13 protein-coding genes are annotated in these 15,535 nt (G+C 33.1%); 9 read left to right on the top strand and 4 right to left on the bottom strand.

Annotated features, from left to right (window positions below):
• Positions 1-10: 10 nt before the first annotated feature.
• Positions 11-3,712, bottom strand: coding sequence for a metallophosphoesterase (locus tag RM519_RS04470; protein WP_311592358.1), 3,702 nt, complete (start codon positions 3,710-3,712; stop codon positions 11-13).
• A gap of 75 nt (positions 3,713-3,787) precedes the next feature.
• On the opposite strand from RM519_RS04470, the gene RM519_RS04465 reads away from it, so the two are divergent.
• Entirely contained in the window at positions 3,788-5,002 is a 1,215-nt protein-coding gene (locus RM519_RS04465) for a Pycsar system effector family protein (RefSeq protein ID WP_311592357.1), read from the top strand.
• Here RM519_RS04465 and RM519_RS04460 read toward each other — a convergent pair.
• Positions 4,999-7,380 (bottom strand): GAF domain-containing protein, encoded by a 2,382-nt coding sequence (locus tag RM519_RS04460; protein WP_311592355.1) that lies wholly within the window; start codon positions 7,378-7,380, stop codon positions 4,999-5,001. The genes RM519_RS04465 and RM519_RS04460 overlap by 4 nt on opposite strands.
• 168 nt (positions 7,381-7,548) lie before the next feature.
• On the opposite strand from RM519_RS04460, the gene RM519_RS04455 reads away from it, so the two are divergent.
• Positions 7,549-8,388, top strand: coding sequence for a 1,4-dihydroxy-2-naphthoyl-CoA synthase (locus RM519_RS04455; RefSeq protein ID WP_311592354.1), 840 nt, complete (start codon positions 7,549-7,551; stop codon positions 8,386-8,388).
• Positions 8,389-8,405: 17 nt separating this feature from the next.
• Positions 8,406-9,014, top strand: coding sequence for a fumarylacetoacetate hydrolase family protein (locus tag RM519_RS04450; RefSeq protein WP_311592352.1), 609 nt, complete (start codon positions 8,406-8,408; stop codon positions 9,012-9,014).
• A gap of 28 nt (positions 9,015-9,042) precedes the next feature.
• On the opposite strand, the gene RM519_RS04445 is transcribed toward RM519_RS04450, so the two are convergent.
• Both RM519_RS04445 and RM519_RS04440 read right to left on the bottom strand, forming a co-directional pair.
• Complete coding sequence (locus RM519_RS04445) at positions 9,043-10,290, bottom strand: mechanosensitive ion channel family protein (RefSeq protein ID WP_311592351.1); 1,248 nt, start codon at positions 10,288-10,290, stop codon at positions 9,043-9,045.
• 55 nt (positions 10,291-10,345) lie between these two features.
• Positions 10,346-11,248 (bottom strand): carboxylesterase family protein, encoded by a 903-nt coding sequence (locus RM519_RS04440; protein ID WP_311592350.1) that lies wholly within the window; start codon positions 11,246-11,248, stop codon positions 10,346-10,348.
• A 99-nt stretch (positions 11,249-11,347) separates the two neighbouring features.
• Here RM519_RS04440 and RM519_RS04435 point away from each other — a divergent pair, with 99 nt between their 5' ends.
• The 6 genes from RM519_RS04435 to RM519_RS04410 all read left to right on the top strand — a co-directional run bounded on the left by RM519_RS04435 (position 11,348) and on the right by RM519_RS04410 (position 15,498).
• Positions 11,348-12,589 carry a competence/damage-inducible protein A gene (locus RM519_RS04435; protein WP_311592349.1) on the top strand — a complete coding sequence of 414 codons (1,242 nt, stop codon included), beginning with the start codon at positions 11,348-11,350 and terminating at the stop codon, positions 12,587-12,589.
• 225 nt (positions 12,590-12,814) lie between these two features.
• The gene (gene rpmB, locus RM519_RS04430) at positions 12,815-13,054 is read left to right on the top strand and encodes a 50S ribosomal protein L28 (RefSeq protein ID WP_311592348.1); all 240 of its coding nucleotides are present in this window, start codon (positions 12,815-12,817) and stop codon (positions 13,052-13,054) included.
• Positions 13,055-13,080: 26 nt separating this feature from the next.
• On the top strand, positions 13,081-13,266 hold the full coding sequence (gene rpmG / locus RM519_RS04425) for a 50S ribosomal protein L33 (RefSeq protein WP_311592347.1): 186 nt from the start codon (positions 13,081-13,083) through the stop codon (positions 13,264-13,266).
• An 11-nt stretch (positions 13,267-13,277) separates the two neighbouring features.
• A complete protein-coding gene (locus RM519_RS04420) occupies positions 13,278-13,430 on the top strand; it encodes a DUF4295 domain-containing protein (RefSeq protein WP_311592345.1) in 153 nt (50 codons plus the stop codon).
• Positions 13,431-13,574: 144 nt separating this feature from the next.
• Positions 13,575-14,528: a signal recognition particle-docking protein FtsY gene (gene ftsY / locus RM519_RS04415; RefSeq protein WP_311592344.1), complete on the top strand. Its 954-nt coding sequence runs from the start codon at positions 13,575-13,577 to the stop codon at positions 14,526-14,528.
• 151 nt (positions 14,529-14,679) lie between these two features.
• Positions 14,680-15,498, top strand: coding sequence for a GLPGLI family protein (locus RM519_RS04410; RefSeq protein ID WP_311592343.1), 819 nt, complete (start codon positions 14,680-14,682; stop codon positions 15,496-15,498).
• Positions 15,499-15,535: the final 37 nt, after the last annotated feature.

The following is a 15,535-nucleotide window of genomic DNA, read 5'->3' as shown; positions in this document are numbered from 1 at the left end:
GGTTTAATTATTAAAAACCGAAGCCTAAGCCAAACCTGGCATAGTTTCCGTCTGTGGAGTTAAATATTGAAAAGTTTAAATTGATCATTTCTGCACCTACAACCCAAAAACCAACACCATAAGAAGTATGCCATTTATTAGAGTTTTCACCTTGTGCCCAAACACGACCATAGTCGAATCCTGCTAAAACACCGAGTTTAAGTGGAAGTAATCTTGTTTTTAATTGTTGAAAATTTAGCCTTAAATCTGTATTTTGATAAAAAGATTTTTTACCTGTAAATCGCTGAGCTCTATAACCTCTTAAGCCATCTTTAGCACCAATACTTGCGCCATTGTAAAATTCAAAATTGTCCCCAATAATAATTTTCCCTTTCATTTTGGTAGCGATTACCCATTTACCTTCGCCATCAATTTTATGGTTTAGACTTAATTCTGGAATAATATATCCGTTGTTTTCTTCTTTGTCTCCTAAATTTGATTTCCAACCGATGTCTATTGCGGCGCGCATACCTAATGTCCTTAAAGCATCGTTGTCATAATTCTCATAGGAAAATTTACCATAAACACCCACAAAATCTTGTTGATCTCCAGAAATGTCAGGTTGTGTTTCTATGAATCGCCCAGGTGTTTTTTCTACATTAACCCCTTCATATGAACCTCCAAGACTAACTTCAGAGCCCATTCTTCCTGTCCATTTGAAAGATGGGTATGCAGTAAGGGCTGCAATCCGAACTCTGTTATAATCTTTTCCTAGTTCTTCATCGGGGTTTTCTGATTCATTTCCAATTCCGAAAAAGTTGATACTATAATTTGGGCTTGTAAATTGTCCTTCTAAATTAAAGTTCCAATCATGAATCATATTGGCAAACTCCATGGTGTATTTAGCATCGAACCCATGAGTTTCAAAGTAATAATTTAGATTTAATGTGTATTGTTGTGTAAATGGATTGCCATTGAATCCGTATACTGAATAAATGTTTTTAACTCCAATTCTAAATCCATCATCAGGGTTTATTCCTAATAAAGGAATGACTTGATTGCGCTGAAATCTTAGGCGTTTATATGCATGTGAATTTAGTTTGTAATCATCTATTAGTTGAATTTTTCCTTTCGTGGTTTCAAAAGTGTTATTACTTGATTTATAATCATAAACTGTTACTTTCTTACCATTAACAATATTATAAGTATCGTTGTTTTGGCCACCTACAATTCTTAGCCGCGTATTATTAGCTTTACTACCGTGTACATCAAAAACATCATCATCATCTAAACCATAGATCCAAATCTCTTTCGTAACTTTTAAATTAAAAGTTTTTTCAAAAAATTGAGAACCTTTTTTACCGTCTTTGATATTATATATTTTTATAACAGTTTCTCCGCCGCGTTTTCTTTCAATATCAAACCAATTGTCTTTGTCGTTTCCTTTAACAATAGCATTTTTATGAATATTGTTATAGTATTCTTCTGCAATATCTTGTAGATTCGTAATTCTTCCTTTAAATATTTTCTTAATCTTTTCAACAGTTTCGTCCTGAACTTCGGTTGGAAGATTTTGGAATGCACTGTTAATTACTTCATCCGTTAAGTTATCTTGAATATGCTTTGCTTCAACTAGCCAATCTACTAATTCAGATTCGCTTAATAAGGTAATGTCTAAAGGAAATCCAGCGGCATTAAAGTATTTTACATTGCGCATGTTTTCTTTGTATACCTGCATAAATGCTAAATCTCTAGTGATTCTAGATGCGAATCCTAACATAAACCCATCGGCAGAAGAAAAAGCTTGATCTCTATCTCTCGGTACAGGTTTGAATATTGTTTTTTTACCTTTTTTAAATTCCGCCCAACGCCATTGGTCTACGTGTCTGTCCCAATCTCCTATGGCCATATCAAAGAGGCGTGCTCTGATGTAACTAGATTCATCCAAAACATAATCGTCGGATTTTCTAAGCTTTTGTAAAAAATCTGTAGTGTTAATAATAGTGTTCGTATTTCCGAAACTATTCACTTCTTCGTGTCCTTTGGCAGGGCGTTCTTCTATCATGTAGAGTTCATCTCCATAATCTTCATTGTATTTTTTTAATGCATTTTGTTTTGGTATATAATACAATTTCGGGTTGGTGTGAAATACATCAACTGCGTTAGCCAATGTAGCGTTTGCAAAAGAAGCATAGGGATGCGCCATGGTATAAATATCAAGAAGTAAGTCTTCTGTGTATGTGTCATCAAATTGAGATTCTATATATTGATCCTTAAATGCTACTTCCTGAAAATATTGAGTAGCACTTTTACGCATGGCTCTCATTATATATTCGCGACCCTCTTTATCAATCAATCTAATAGATCTAGATTGATGCCCTCCACCTTTTCGAATAGGGGTTAACCCTCCAAAAAGTGTGTCAAGGTTTACCGTGTTTACAGTAATTTCAGTACTATAATATCTTCTGTAATGCTCTCCCCAAAGTGTTCTATAAGTAATTCCTTTTTTAGTTTCACCTTTTGTATAAATTGATGTTTTTACAGTAGGAGGAAAATTTTCAGGATAACCATATTCCTTTTCTTCAGGAGTTCTAGGAAATATTTCTTTTTTAAATAATAATTTTTGCTGCCCATTTTCTTCGGTATAAAAAAACACCCAAGAACTACCGTCGTCATAAACTTCAACTTTTGAGTAACCATGTAAACCTGCCGAAAACTTCCCATTATGTGCTATACGTGCTCCAGAAGTTTTGGAAACAGAGCCGCTTATGATCTGAGGTTTATTCTCTTCTATTATGTACTGTAAATTATGCTCATGCCCAGATACAAAAACGGCTTTAGGCGCCTTTTGAGCAAGTGTTATCATTCTTTTTTGAAACTGTAAATAAATTGGATTTTGAATGTCTTGCGGTGACGCTCCACTTGTTTTTCTAAGTAAATTTATTCCTGTTCCAACTATAGGAAGAGGTACATTGTTGCCTACGGGATATAGCTGTTGTTTCCAGGTGAATTGTCCCCCGTGTGGCCCGTTAGAAAACATTGGATGATGCAATGCAATTAAAACAGTTTTATTCTCAGCTTTTTTTAACAAGCCTTCAAATTCTTCAAAAAAATCATCTCTGTTTGTAATATCACAATCACTATTCATTGTTGGGTTTTTATCCCAATCTTCTAAGTACCATTGAGAATCAATTATGATCAATTCGAGTTCTTCGCTTAATTCAACTTTTTTAATAGGGCAACCATTTTTAGGAAGAAAAGCATTTTTGTTTCCCATTTTCTTAGTGATATAGTCTGCCTCTCTTTTTAGCCCTTTTACTCCACTATTATAATAATCATGATTACCAGGAATGAATATGGTTTGACCATTAAAATTTTCACTTAATGCTATCTGTGTATCCAAGATTTTCTCTGCACCTTTTCTTTCGGGGTCCGATTTTTCAGGCATACCATGATCATATATATTATCTCCTAAAAAAAGTAAAGTAGTATTTGATGTAGCGGTTGCTAATTCTTGTTTTAAAATGCTGAAATCTCTTGAAAATGATTCAGGTGTTGCTAGTCCACCATCTCCTAAAAAATAAAATGTATGAATTGGAGAAATGTTATTTTCTGGAAATTCAGTTTCCCAGTTTTTGCCAATACCTTTATGTTGTTCGTTATAAGTTGCACAACTTGTAACAAGCGCTAGTAGTGTTAAAATTGAAAGTTTTGTCCATTTAAATCGACTCATGTGCATTGTGCAATTTATAAAGATTAAAAGTACATAAAATTATGTATTTTTGATTTTATACTAAAGATTTTTCCCATGTTAGAAAATGTTTTTTTTAAAGCTGTAAAGACCTTTGTTTTTGAATTGTTTAAAACAGAATTAGTGCCAGAGGCCGTTTATCATAATTTTGGTCATACGCTTAGAGTGGTTAATGCTAGTTTAGAAATTGGTCAGGCTGAGAACTTAACGGAAAATGAACTAGAAATATTGTTGTTAGCAGCATGGTTTCATGACTCTGGATTTATTATTGATTTTAAGAATCATGAAGAGAAAAGTAAAGAGATCGTCAAAGAATATTTAGGCAGCCTAAATTTTGGAGATGATAAAATAAAAGAAGTGTGTGCTATTATTGATGCAACTAAGATGCCACAGAGTCCAAAAAGTAAATTGGGTCAGATTATTTGTGATGCAGATTTATTTCATTTGGGTTCTGAAGATTTTAATGCAAAAAGTAATTTGTTGCGTGCAGAAATGGAACAACTTTGTGATAGGGCATTTACTGAAATTGAATGGGCAGAAAAAAATACTCAGTTCTTCAATGAGCATAAGTTTTTTACGAATTATGCTTTTGAAAAATTGAACGATCAAAAGGCATTAAATCTTTTAAAAATCAATAAAGATTTAAAGAAATTAAAGGCGAAAGAAGAAGAGCAGCAATTAAAGATTCAGAATAAAAGCGAAGTAGTAAAGAGGAAAAAACGTAAAGAAGAAAGGCCAGAAAGAGGAATAGAAACCATGTTTAGAGTTACACTTCGTAACCATATTAAGTTAAGTGATATTGCTGATACCAAGGCAAATATATTACTTTCAGTAAGTGCTATTATTATGTCTGTAGCCTTGTCTACCTTATTTCCTAAATTAGATAAAGCAGATAATGCGTATTTAATTTATCCTACTTTAATATTTATTCTAACAGCTGTTGTTACTATGGTGATTTCAATTTTATCTACAAGACCAAAAGTTACTTCAGGTAAGTTTACAAAGGAGGATATCTCTAATAAAAAAGTGAATTTATTATTCTTCGGAAATTTTCATAAAATGCAATTAAATGATTTCCAAAATGGAATGATGGAAATGATGAATGACCGAGATTATTTGTACAAATCGCTAATGAAAGACTTATACTTTTTAGGGATTGTCTTAAATAAAAAATATAGGCTATTAAGAATAGCCTATACCGTTTTTATGATTGGAATTGTAATTTCTGTTCTAGCCTTTATTATTTCATTTTCTATGCTAGAATTAGATTAATTTTTACTTTGAATTACATCCATTAAATCGTTCAAGGTAATTTTGGAATCTTTGATTTCTGAATAGTTAATTTCAACCCTTAAAGCTCGTAATCCTGTAGTTCCTTGTAAGTCTTCAATTTCTAGACGTTCAATATTTTTTGTAAGAAGTCCTTTAGCTTGTAAATGTTTAATGTATTTCAAATATTCATCTGCTTCTTGGTCCTGACTATAAACAATTGCTATTTTACCTGGTTGTGTCAACCGCTCGGACGTATTTTTAATATGTGCTTTGTCAATTCTCTTTTTCAGAATTTCATAACGGATGTTATACGCACCGTCTACATCAAAACGTTTTTCATCCATTCTAAATTTAATTGTCAGTGGTGTGCTGTGCACCAATATTAAAGAAGCAATTTGCAATGGATGAGTTAAATCATCCTTAAGATTAAATACTATATTTTCCAATTCACACATCATTTGCAATTGCCAAAGGCGTAAATTATCAAGATAAATTTTGTCGTATTTCTTTGTTTTTAATAGCGATTGTCCAATATACATGTTGTAATCCACGCCATCGGTTTTATAGCGTTCAAAGTAATGAGGGAACATATGCTGAGCTTCGATTTGTTTTTTGTCAATGAAATCGGTCATTTTCTCATTTAAAAAATTAACGCTTTCCTCATATTTTTTTCTTTCGTTATAAACAACATGCAATTTTGGATCAATATGTAACATGTAGTTCTCAACCTCTTTATTCAGTTCAGAACTTAAGGTTTTTAAATGATTGAAAACTGGATAAATTTCTTGTTTTAAGAAGTATGAAAGCGTCATTTCATCTCCAGAATCTAATTCTTTAGCGATACTATTTTTATATTCATCAATTCTAAATTGTAAATCCCCGTATATTGGTAATTGATAAGATTCCATGGCTTTATTCATAATGTTCGAAGCCAAGTTTAATTGGAACACTAAATCTTTTTGGATGGCACTATTTCTTGCTTTAGATGATCCTTTAATATCACTTTGTCCATATAAAGGAACTACATCCTCAAATAGGATGTCTTTTAAGGTTGCCGATGAAATCTCTGTGTCATTTTCAAATGCAAATTCTTCTGCAGCTTCATAAAATTTCCATTTCACAGAAGGATGAATTGCTGTATAGTACTGTTGAATAATTGATTCCATTCTATCATCCATCTCCTCCATATAGCGCTGCGCAGCCAACTTAAAAATTGGAATTATATCTTTTAATTTTTCAACGTTTACAGAATTTAATTCATACTTGTTTGGAGATACCAATTCCATAACACCAAACAAATCATCACGTAGATCTATTGGGGCAAATATGATGCTTTTAATACCCTGTTCAAGCATTAGTTTTGAAAATCCATTATTCCCAGATCTTTCAGCGTATTTTTCTATGTCTGAAATAGCAACGATTTCTCGGTCTTTAAAAACACGCTCAACAATTCTATCGCAGAAGTGTCCCTCGCATTTATCCTTTGTTTCTTCAAACATTTTAAATTTCCGCTGCTTATTGGTTTGTTTATAAACCAACTTATCATGCTCAATAGCATACGTAGAAAATTCAAATTGGATATTTTTTGAGCCAAATAGGTAAGACACATTATTTTCTACTTCATCAACAGATTCTTGATCTTTTTTAAGTAGTTTTTCTTTTATTGTTGAAATGATTTGGTCAGATGTTACATCTACTAAATTCATTAACCCAAAGCCTTTAAACTCATAACTATTCGGAGGGAATTTTTCTTTCCACAAATCAATATTATCATAATTGTCAATCAATTCATGTAGGTCTTCTTCCGTTAGTTTTGGTGCATTTTGTAAAGGAGCAACTTTAAAAAAGTCTCCATTAAACAAGGCGCGATAATGTCTAGTAAATCCGGTTTTTACATTTGGAATTTCGAAATAAAATGGTCTCTGAAAATCAATTTTAAAATTATAAACAAAGGCCATTATAAACGTACAGGTCATTATGTACATATTCGAGTCCTCAAAATTTTTCAATTTAAAATCGTAATCTTCACCAGCATTTTCTATAATTTCTTTAAATCGTTTTGAAAACTTAAAAGTTGTAAATTGAAATGGAATACTTGCGGCTTTAATTTCGTTGGTAGTTAACAACTCAGGAAAAAGAATGTCAAGTAGTTTATCAATTTGCGTATTGTATTTTTTTAAATCCGAAAAATCCTCAAAACCTTCTCTTAATATCGGATATTGATTCATTTCATTCAATAAGCCTTCGGCAGCTTCATGAATAACATGGTCAGGATTTTTTGAAATATCCTCTAAATGCTCATACACTGCTTCAAAACTTAATTTAAGTCTTAATGGAGATTCAGATTCTTGATTGAATTGTGCAGGTAATATTTTCATTTATTGTTTTTTTAGTTGACAGAGTTTTTGTCGCTAATTCTTGTACAAATTTACACTTTCAAAATTTGATAAAGTGTTACGTAAGTTACAATATAGGTCAAGTGTATTTTTATGAGGTAATTTTTATTTAAAATAAGTTATTTTTACACTCGATAAATAAATGAATCAATGAGTATAATAGACTGGAAAACCGTTAAGGAATTTGAAGATATTACCTATAAAAAATGTAACGGAGTTGCACGTATTGCTTTTAATAGGCCAAATGTCAGAAATGCGTTTAGACCAACGACAACTTCAGAGTTGATTGATGCATTTTATGATGCACAAGAAGACACTTCAATAGGAGTTGTTTTATTGTCTGCAGAGGGGCCTTCTACAAAAGATGGAGTATATTCGTTTTGTAGTGGAGGCGATCAAAAAGCACGTGGCCATCAAGGATATGTTGGTAGAGATGGGCAACATCGCTTAAATATTTTAGAGGTACAGCGTATGATACGTTTTATGCCAAAAGCGGTTATTTGTGTTGTTCCTGGTTGGGCAGTTGGCGGAGGCCATAGTTTACATGTGGTTTGCGATATGACGTTGGCTAGTAAGGAGCATGCCATTTTTAAACAAACAGATGCTGATGTCACAAGTTTTGACGGTGGTTATGGTTCGGCATATTTGGCAAAAATGGTTGGGCAGAAAAAAGCTCGAGAAATATTTTTCTTAGGTAGAAATTATTCTGCGCAAGAAGCTTTTGAAATGGGAATGGTAAATGCTGTGGTACCTCATGATGAATTAGAAGATACAGCATATGAATGGGCGCAAGAAGTGTTAGCAAAATCTCCTACATCTATAAAAATGTTGAAATTCGCCATGAATTTAACTGATGATGGCATGGTAGGTCAACAAGTATTTGCAGGTGAGGCTACACGCTTAGCTTATATGACCGAAGAAGCAAAAGAAGGTAGGAATGCATTTTTAGAAAAGCGTAAGCCTAATTTTGAGAAAAAGTGGTTACCATAATTTCATAGTTAATTATCATGAAAATAATCTGCATAGGGCGAAATTACGCCAAACATATAGAGGAATTAGCGAATGAAAGACCTACTGAACCAGTGGTCTTTTTGAAACCGGATTCTGCTATATTACCAAAAAAAATGCCATTCTTTATTCCTGCTTTCGCTGATGAAATTCATTACGAAGTTGAAGTTTTGGTGAAAATTAATAAGGTTGGAAAATACATAGATCAAAAATTTGCACATAAATATTATGATGAGATTGGTCTAGGAATCGATTTTACGGATAGAGCCATGCAATCAAAGTTAAAAGCCAAAGGATTGCCTTGGGAAAAAGCAAAAGGTTTTGATGGTAGTGCTGTTGTAGGTGAATTTTTTCCGAAGGAACAATTCAATTTAGAAAACATCAATTTCCAACTACATAAGAACGGCGAGTTAGTTCAAGATGGTGAGTCAAAAGCAATGCTTTGGAAAATAGATGAATTGATAGCTTATGTGTCGCAATATTTCACCTTAAAAAAGGGTGACCTATTATTTACAGGAACTCCCGCTGGAGTGGGAAGTGTAAAGTCAGAAGATGTGCTTACAGGTACGTTGGAAGGAAATGAAAATTTTAGTGTAAAAATTAAGTAATAAAAAAGCCCTCGAAAGAGGGCTTTTTTTAATTCGTTTTAAAAGTAGTATTACTTGGTAATTCAAATAGTTCCAAATTAAAATAACCGACAGATGCTACAAGGTGGTCGAAAATATCGGCCATTATATATTCGTAATTTTTCCAAACCTTGTCGGCGCTAAATGCATAGATCTCAATTGGGATTCCTTGAGAAGTTGGAGCTAATTGACGAACCATGACGGTCATTTCATCGTTAATTGCAGAATGATTTTCTACATAGGTTTCCATATATTTCCTAAAAACGCCCATATTGGTTAAGTTTCGACCGTTTATCAATAATGATTTGTCTGCGCCATTTTGAATATTATGTTGTTCAATATCCGCTTGACGCTTTTCAATATATGCAGATATTAGTTGAATTTTCTTTAACTCATCAATATCGTTTGTTGAAAGGTGTTTTACACTTTCTTGTTTAATAATTAAAGCGCGTTTGATCCTTCTACCACCCGCTTCTTCCATGCCTCTCCAGTTTTTTACCGAATCAGAAATAAGTGAATACGTAGGAATTGTTGTGATTGTTTTATCAAAATTTTGCACTTTAACAGTTGTAAGATTTATTTCGATCACGTCTCCATCAGCTCCATACTTTTCAAAAGTAATCCAGTCTCCAATTCTAACCATATCATTTGTTGCGACTTGAATACTTGCAACAAATCCCATGATGGTATCTTTAAACATTAATAAGATTACTGCAGAAGCCGCACCCATTGTTGCTAAAAATGTAGGGATATGAATATCGGCAATGATCACTAAAACAACTATAAATCCAAATGCCCAAGCGAAAATCATAAACACTTGAATGTAACTATCAATAGGTTTATCCTTTAGTCGAGGTAAAGTTTTGAAATAATCTTTAAATGTATTTAGTAAACTTCGAACAATCCATAGAGTTAATAGTACCCCAAAGACTTCAAGTCCTTTACTTACAAAGTTGCCAGCGTTCTCAAAATCTATAAATGCAATGGGAATCAAACTATCTGCAATAATTACCGGTACGATATGCGCTATGTTTCTAGGAGCTTTATTTTTAACCATTAAATTGTCGAAATTCGTATTTGATTTTTCGGCAAATCGGTTAAAGGCATTGATAATGATTTTTCTTAATAAGAAATCGATTACATAAAGAATAATAAAGAGACTAACTACAAGTACTAATAAGTTCAGGAACATAGCTGTTTCATCTCCAATTCCAGATGCTGTGAATTTGTCGTAGAAAAAATGAGAAAAGGAATTCATTGATTAAATTTTAATGGCAAAAATAAAGATTTTAAATGGACAGTATTAAACAATTTTATTTACTGTTTTCTAGTAGCCAAGCATAAATATCCCATCCGCCATAAATTCGTTTCCAAGCATCATGTCCTAGATCTTCATGAATTGTAAACTTCACATCTTTATGTCCTAATTCTTTTAATTTGTTGAGTCCAACATAAAAGTTTTCCCATTTAACTGCCGTGTCATATCCGGCCGCAAAAACCCAAATGGGTAATTGTGCTTTCGCAATAGATTCCATTTGTTCTGGAGTTCCCCAACCAACTACTGGGTTCATTGCTGCAAACCTTTCTGGGAATTTACTTGCCATATGAAATGTACCAAACCCTCCATAACTTAGTCCAGAAATGTAAACTCGCTTGTTGTCTGCATTATAATTTTTCAAAGTTTCATCTAGCATATGAATTAGGTCTTGGTCTACATGATCCCATCCAGATGGAGTTCTGTTCATATTGTAAACTGTTTTACTGGGAATAACCCCATTCATAGGCCCATTTGTTCCAAAAAAACCAGGGCGTTCTGGAACACCTACTTCTAGTCTTACCGGGATTTGATCGCGTGTTCTATCTGCAATGTAGGAAGTTGTTTTATCCAATCCCATCATATGTAATTGTGGAACAATCATAATAAATGGTAAATCTCTTTTTTGAATCCATGCCTCATATAAAGGTCCGTGAATCATTACATAATCCAATTCGTCCATACCATTACCTCTTTCTCCATTTCCGTGCAGAAATAACAAAACAGGCCATTCTTTTGAAGGTTCATCTTCATATCCTTTAGGTAGATATATAAAGTATTCTCTATTTGCTTGGTCGAGCGTACTAGTATATGGAAGCCTAAGGAGTTGCTCAGTAGATTTTTGACTGAAGATAGAAATTGATAGGAATACCAATAAGAGTGTAAAATGTATGTTTTTCATGATAATATATTTACTCAAAAATAATGATAATAGAATTTTAATCATTCATTATTTTTGCTTTTCAAGTTATATTGTAAAAATTTATTTAGAAGAAGACGTATGCAAGCAGAAATTATTACCATAGGAGACGAAATTTTAATTGGTCAAATTACTGACACTAATTCAAAATGGATTGCGGAGGAATTGAATAAAATTGGTGTTGCTGTTTTTCAGATGACTTCTATTCAGGATGATAAGCAGCATATTTTGGAAGCTATTGCTGAAGGACAGTCACACGCTGATATTATTATTGTTACAGGAGGTCTAGGACCTACAAAAGATGATATAACAAAACACACTCTGGCCGAGTACTTCGATTCAGAATTGGAAATGAATGTTGAGGTAGAGGAGCATATTCGTCAATTATTTTCGAAAGCAAATTATGCTTTTACAGAAATAAATAGACAGCAAGCGTTGCTCCCTGTAAAATGCGTTCCGTTGCAAAATAACTATGGATCAGCATCTGGAATGTGGTTCGAAACAAATGGGAAAGTAGTAGTTTCATTGCCTGGTGTGCCAAATGAAATGAAAGGTTTGATGAAAGAAAAGGTATTGCCTAGGATTCAAGAAAAATACACCCTGCCTTTTATTTTACATAAAACAGTTTTAACTCATGGAATGGGAGAGAGCATGGTTGCAGAAAAAATTGAAGATTGGGAAAATGCATTGCCTTCATATATAAAGCTAGCCTATTTACCTTCATATGGAAAAGTTCGATTGCGATTAAGCGCTAAAGGGTTTGATAAAGAAACATTGGAAAGAGGATTGGAAAAAGAAATTTTAACATTACAGGCATTAATTGGTGATATCATTATCGGTTTGGAAGGAGAAACAAGTATGGAGCAATTGATTGGTGAGCTATTGAATAAGGAGAATGCTACAATCGCTACTGCCGAAAGTTGTACCGGAGGAGCGATCGCTAAAAAGATAACATCTATACCTGGAGCGTCAGCTTACTTTAAGGGTTCTATAGTCGCTTATGATGCAGCTGTAAAAGAAGAATTGTTGGGGGTTAATCCTGAAATAATTAATGAATTTTCAGTGGTAAGTTCAGAAGTGGCAACAGAAATGGCATTGGGTGTTCAAAAAAGTTTAAATGTAGATTATGCCATCGCAACTACCGGTAATGCCGGGCCAACTTCAGATGATACGGATAAAACAGTTGGAGTTGTTTTTATAGCCTTGGCAACACCAAAAGGTGTTTTTACAAAGGAATATTATTTCGGAAAGCCAAGGCAAAAAGTTATAGAGCGCACAACTAGTATGGCATTGGAACTTTTAAAGAATGAATTGAGGGGTTAAGGTTTGGGCTTAAATTAGGTGCTCTACTAAAAAGATAATTACTGGTAAATCCTTATCTGTGTTTGGTAAAAGTAGGGCGTTTACATGTCTAAATTATATCGTAAATTTGCGTCGGTAAAAATATTTTTGAAACTTCATAAAAATTACTTCAATTTGTCTTGTGAGTTTGTAAAAATGTTTCTATTTTTGCACCTCGTTTTGAGATAACAATAAAACTGTATAGAAATGTCAAGAGTTTGTGAACTTACAGGAAAAAAAGCAATGGTTGGGAACAATGTTTCTCACGCATTGAATAGAACTAAAAGAAAATTCAACGCTAATTTAATTACGAAGCGTTTTTATATTCCTGAAGAAGATAAGTGGGTTACTTTAAAAGTATCTACGGCTGCTTTAAAGAATATTAATAAATTAGGAATTTCTGCTGTGCTTAAAGAAGCAAGAGCAAAAGGGTTCTTAACTAAGTAATTTCCTAATAATAAAAGTATATTAAGATGGCAAAGAGCAAAGGAAATAGAATTCAGGTTATTTTGGAATGTACAGAGCACAAAGCTTCTGGTAAACCAGGTACTTCAAGATATATTTCAACTAAAAACAAAAAGAACACTCCGGATAGATTAGAGATTAAGAAATTTAATCCAATCTTAAAGAAAATGACTGTTCATAAAGAAATCAAGTAAATAGATACGTCATGGCAAAGAAAGCAGTAGCATCGTTACAAACAGGTTCAAAGAGATTATCTAAAGCTATCAAAATGGTAAAGTCACCTAAAACTGGTGCTTATACATTTGTTGAAGCTATTATGGATCCTAAAGCAGTAAACGACTTTTTTAGCAAAAAGTAAGCGTTTACCAACTCAATATTACAAGGCTATTTTCAATTGAAAATAGCCTTTTTTTATGTTATATTTGTTGCAGTTTAATAATTTTAAAACACCGAAACTTATTATGTGTTCTTAAAATAAATCGACGACTAACAACCAAGAAGAATGAGTTTTTTTAAAAAAATATTTTCAAAAGAAAAGAAGGAAACCTTAGATAAAGGATTGGAGAAAACGAATGCAACGTTTTTAACAAAATTATCGAAGGCAGTAGCAGGGAAATCTAAAGTAGATGATGATGTATTGGATAACTTAGAAGAAGTTCTAATTTCATCTGATGTTGGTGTAGAGACAACCTTAAAAGTTATTGACCGAATCGAAGCACGTGTGGCGAAGGATAAATATTTAGGCACAGATGAGTTAAATTCGATATTAAGAGAAGAAATTGCGGGTTTACTTTCTGAAACAAATACAGGTAACGAAACAGAGTTTGTTGTTCCTGAAAATAAAAAGCCGTACGTTTTAATGGTGGTGGGTGTAAATGGTGTTGGAAAAACAACTACTATTGGTAAGTTGGCATCTCAATTTAAGAAATCAGGTAAGAAGGTTGTTTTAGGTGCAGCCGATACGTTTAGAGCGGCAGCAATTGATCAATTGCAGGTATGGGCAGATAGAGTGGATGTGCCAATTGTAAGGCAAGATATGGGTTCAGACCCAGCCTCAGTTGCTTATGACACTTTGCAATCCGGAGTGACTCAACATGCAGATGTAATTATTATTGATACAGCGGGACGTTTACATAATAAGGTGAACTTAATGAATGAGTTAACGAAAATTAAACGTGTTATGCAAAAAGTGGTTGGCGATGCGCCACATGACGTATTGTTGGTATTAGATGGTTCTACCGGTCAGAACGCATTTGAACAAGCAAAGCAATTTACAAAAGCAACAGAAGTTACTTCACTTGCGGTAACCAAATTAGATGGTACGGCAAAAGGAGGTGTTGTAATTGGGATATCTGACCAATTCCAAATTCCTGTTAAATATATTGGAGTAGGTGAAGGAATTGACGATTTACAAGTATTTAATAAAGTTGAGTTTGTAGATTCCTTTTTTAAATAAATTTCATAAGATAAAATTTGTAAAGCGAGTTTCTGAAAAGAGACTCGCTTTTTTGTTTCAGAAAGTAGCATAGTTTCGAGAAGTTTATCTAATAATTCTTATTTTGTTTAACTTTTATTGTATATTTGTTGAACAAAAAATATATATAGTTATGAAACGTTCAATTTTATCTAAACCTACATTTGTTATTGGTCTTTTACTACCTCTTTTTATGATGTCTCAGGACTTTCAAGGGAAGGCTTATTATTTTTCAAAATCTAAAATGGAGTTAGGGAGTTTTGGTGCAACCATGAGTGAAGCACAGAAAAAACAAATTGCTGAAAGATTAAAGAATAGGTTGGAGCAGACTTACATTTTAACATTTAATAAAGAGGGGTCTACATTTAAGGAGGATGAAAAGGTTGATGCTTATTCTGGAGCTACAGATACTTGGGGGAAAAATTTTACGCCAGGTGTGCAATATAAAAATGTGAAAACAAAATCTCTATTGCAAAAACAAGATTTCTATGGTAAGCAATTTCTAGTAAAAGATAAATTACTTGAAATTGATTGGAAAATAGGAAAAGAGACTAAAAAAATAGGGAATTACTTATCTATTAAAGCTACAGCTGTAATTCCAAGTAAGGATTTGAATTGGTATGATTTTTCTTGGGGTCAACTTCAGAACACCGATGATGAGGGTGAGGAAAAGGAAGAGCCAATGACAGAAGTTACTGCATGGTATACACCTCAAATCCCATTAAATCAAGGGCCATTAGAGTATTGGGGTTTACCGGGCTTAATTTTGGAAGTAAATGTTGGAAATACAACAATGCTATGTTCAAAAATAGTGATGAATCCAGATGAGAAAACGAATATTAAAATTCCTGAAAAAGGAAAAGAAGTTACCAAAGCAGAGTATCAAGAAATTATTTCTAATAAAATGGTTGAAATGAGAAATAACAGAACACGTGGTAGAAGGAGTAACTAGTTTAAATAGTCAATACTAACCTAACTTATTTGAACTT

This window comes from Urechidicola vernalis, assembly GCF_031846385.1.
Lineage (GTDB): Bacteria > Bacteroidota > Bacteroidia > Flavobacteriales > Flavobacteriaceae > Urechidicola > Urechidicola vernalis.
Note: the sequence above shows the minus strand (reverse complement) of the source record. Positions and strands in the feature narration are given on the sequence as shown.

Excerpts from the sequence above, each read along its gene's own strand:
- RM519_RS04470 (WP_311592358.1), bottom strand. The coding sequence starts at position 3,712 with ATGAGTCGATTTAAATGGACAAAACTTTCAATTTTAACACTACTAGCG.
- RM519_RS04465 (WP_311592357.1), top strand. The coding sequence starts at position 3,788 with ATGTTAGAAAATGTTTTTTTTAAAGCTGTAAAGACCTTTGTTTTTGAA.
- RM519_RS04460 (WP_311592355.1), bottom strand. The coding sequence starts at position 7,380 with ATGAAAATATTACCTGCACAATTCAATCAAGAATCTGAATCTCCATTA.
- RM519_RS04455 (WP_311592354.1), top strand. The coding sequence starts at position 7,549 with ATGAGTATAATAGACTGGAAAACCGTTAAGGAATTTGAAGATATTACC.
- RM519_RS04450 (WP_311592352.1), top strand. The coding sequence starts at position 8,406 with ATGAAAATAATCTGCATAGGGCGAAATTACGCCAAACATATAGAGGAA.
- RM519_RS04445 (WP_311592351.1), bottom strand. The coding sequence starts at position 10,290 with ATGAATTCCTTTTCTCATTTTTTCTACGACAAATTCACAGCATCTGGA.
- RM519_RS04440 (WP_311592350.1), bottom strand. The coding sequence starts at position 11,248 with ATGAAAAACATACATTTTACACTCTTATTGGTATTCCTATCAATTTCT.
- RM519_RS04435 (WP_311592349.1), top strand. The coding sequence starts at position 11,348 with ATGCAAGCAGAAATTATTACCATAGGAGACGAAATTTTAATTGGTCAA.
- rpmB (WP_311592348.1), top strand. The coding sequence starts at position 12,815 with ATGTCAAGAGTTTGTGAACTTACAGGAAAAAAAGCAATGGTTGGGAAC.
- rpmG (WP_311592347.1), top strand. The coding sequence starts at position 13,081 with ATGGCAAAGAGCAAAGGAAATAGAATTCAGGTTATTTTGGAATGTACA.
- RM519_RS04420 (WP_311592345.1), top strand. The coding sequence starts at position 13,278 with ATGGCAAAGAAAGCAGTAGCATCGTTACAAACAGGTTCAAAGAGATTA.
- ftsY (WP_311592344.1), top strand. The coding sequence starts at position 13,575 with ATGAGTTTTTTTAAAAAAATATTTTCAAAAGAAAAGAAGGAAACCTTA.
- RM519_RS04410 (WP_311592343.1), top strand. The coding sequence starts at position 14,680 with ATGAAACGTTCAATTTTATCTAAACCTACATTTGTTATTGGTCTTTTA.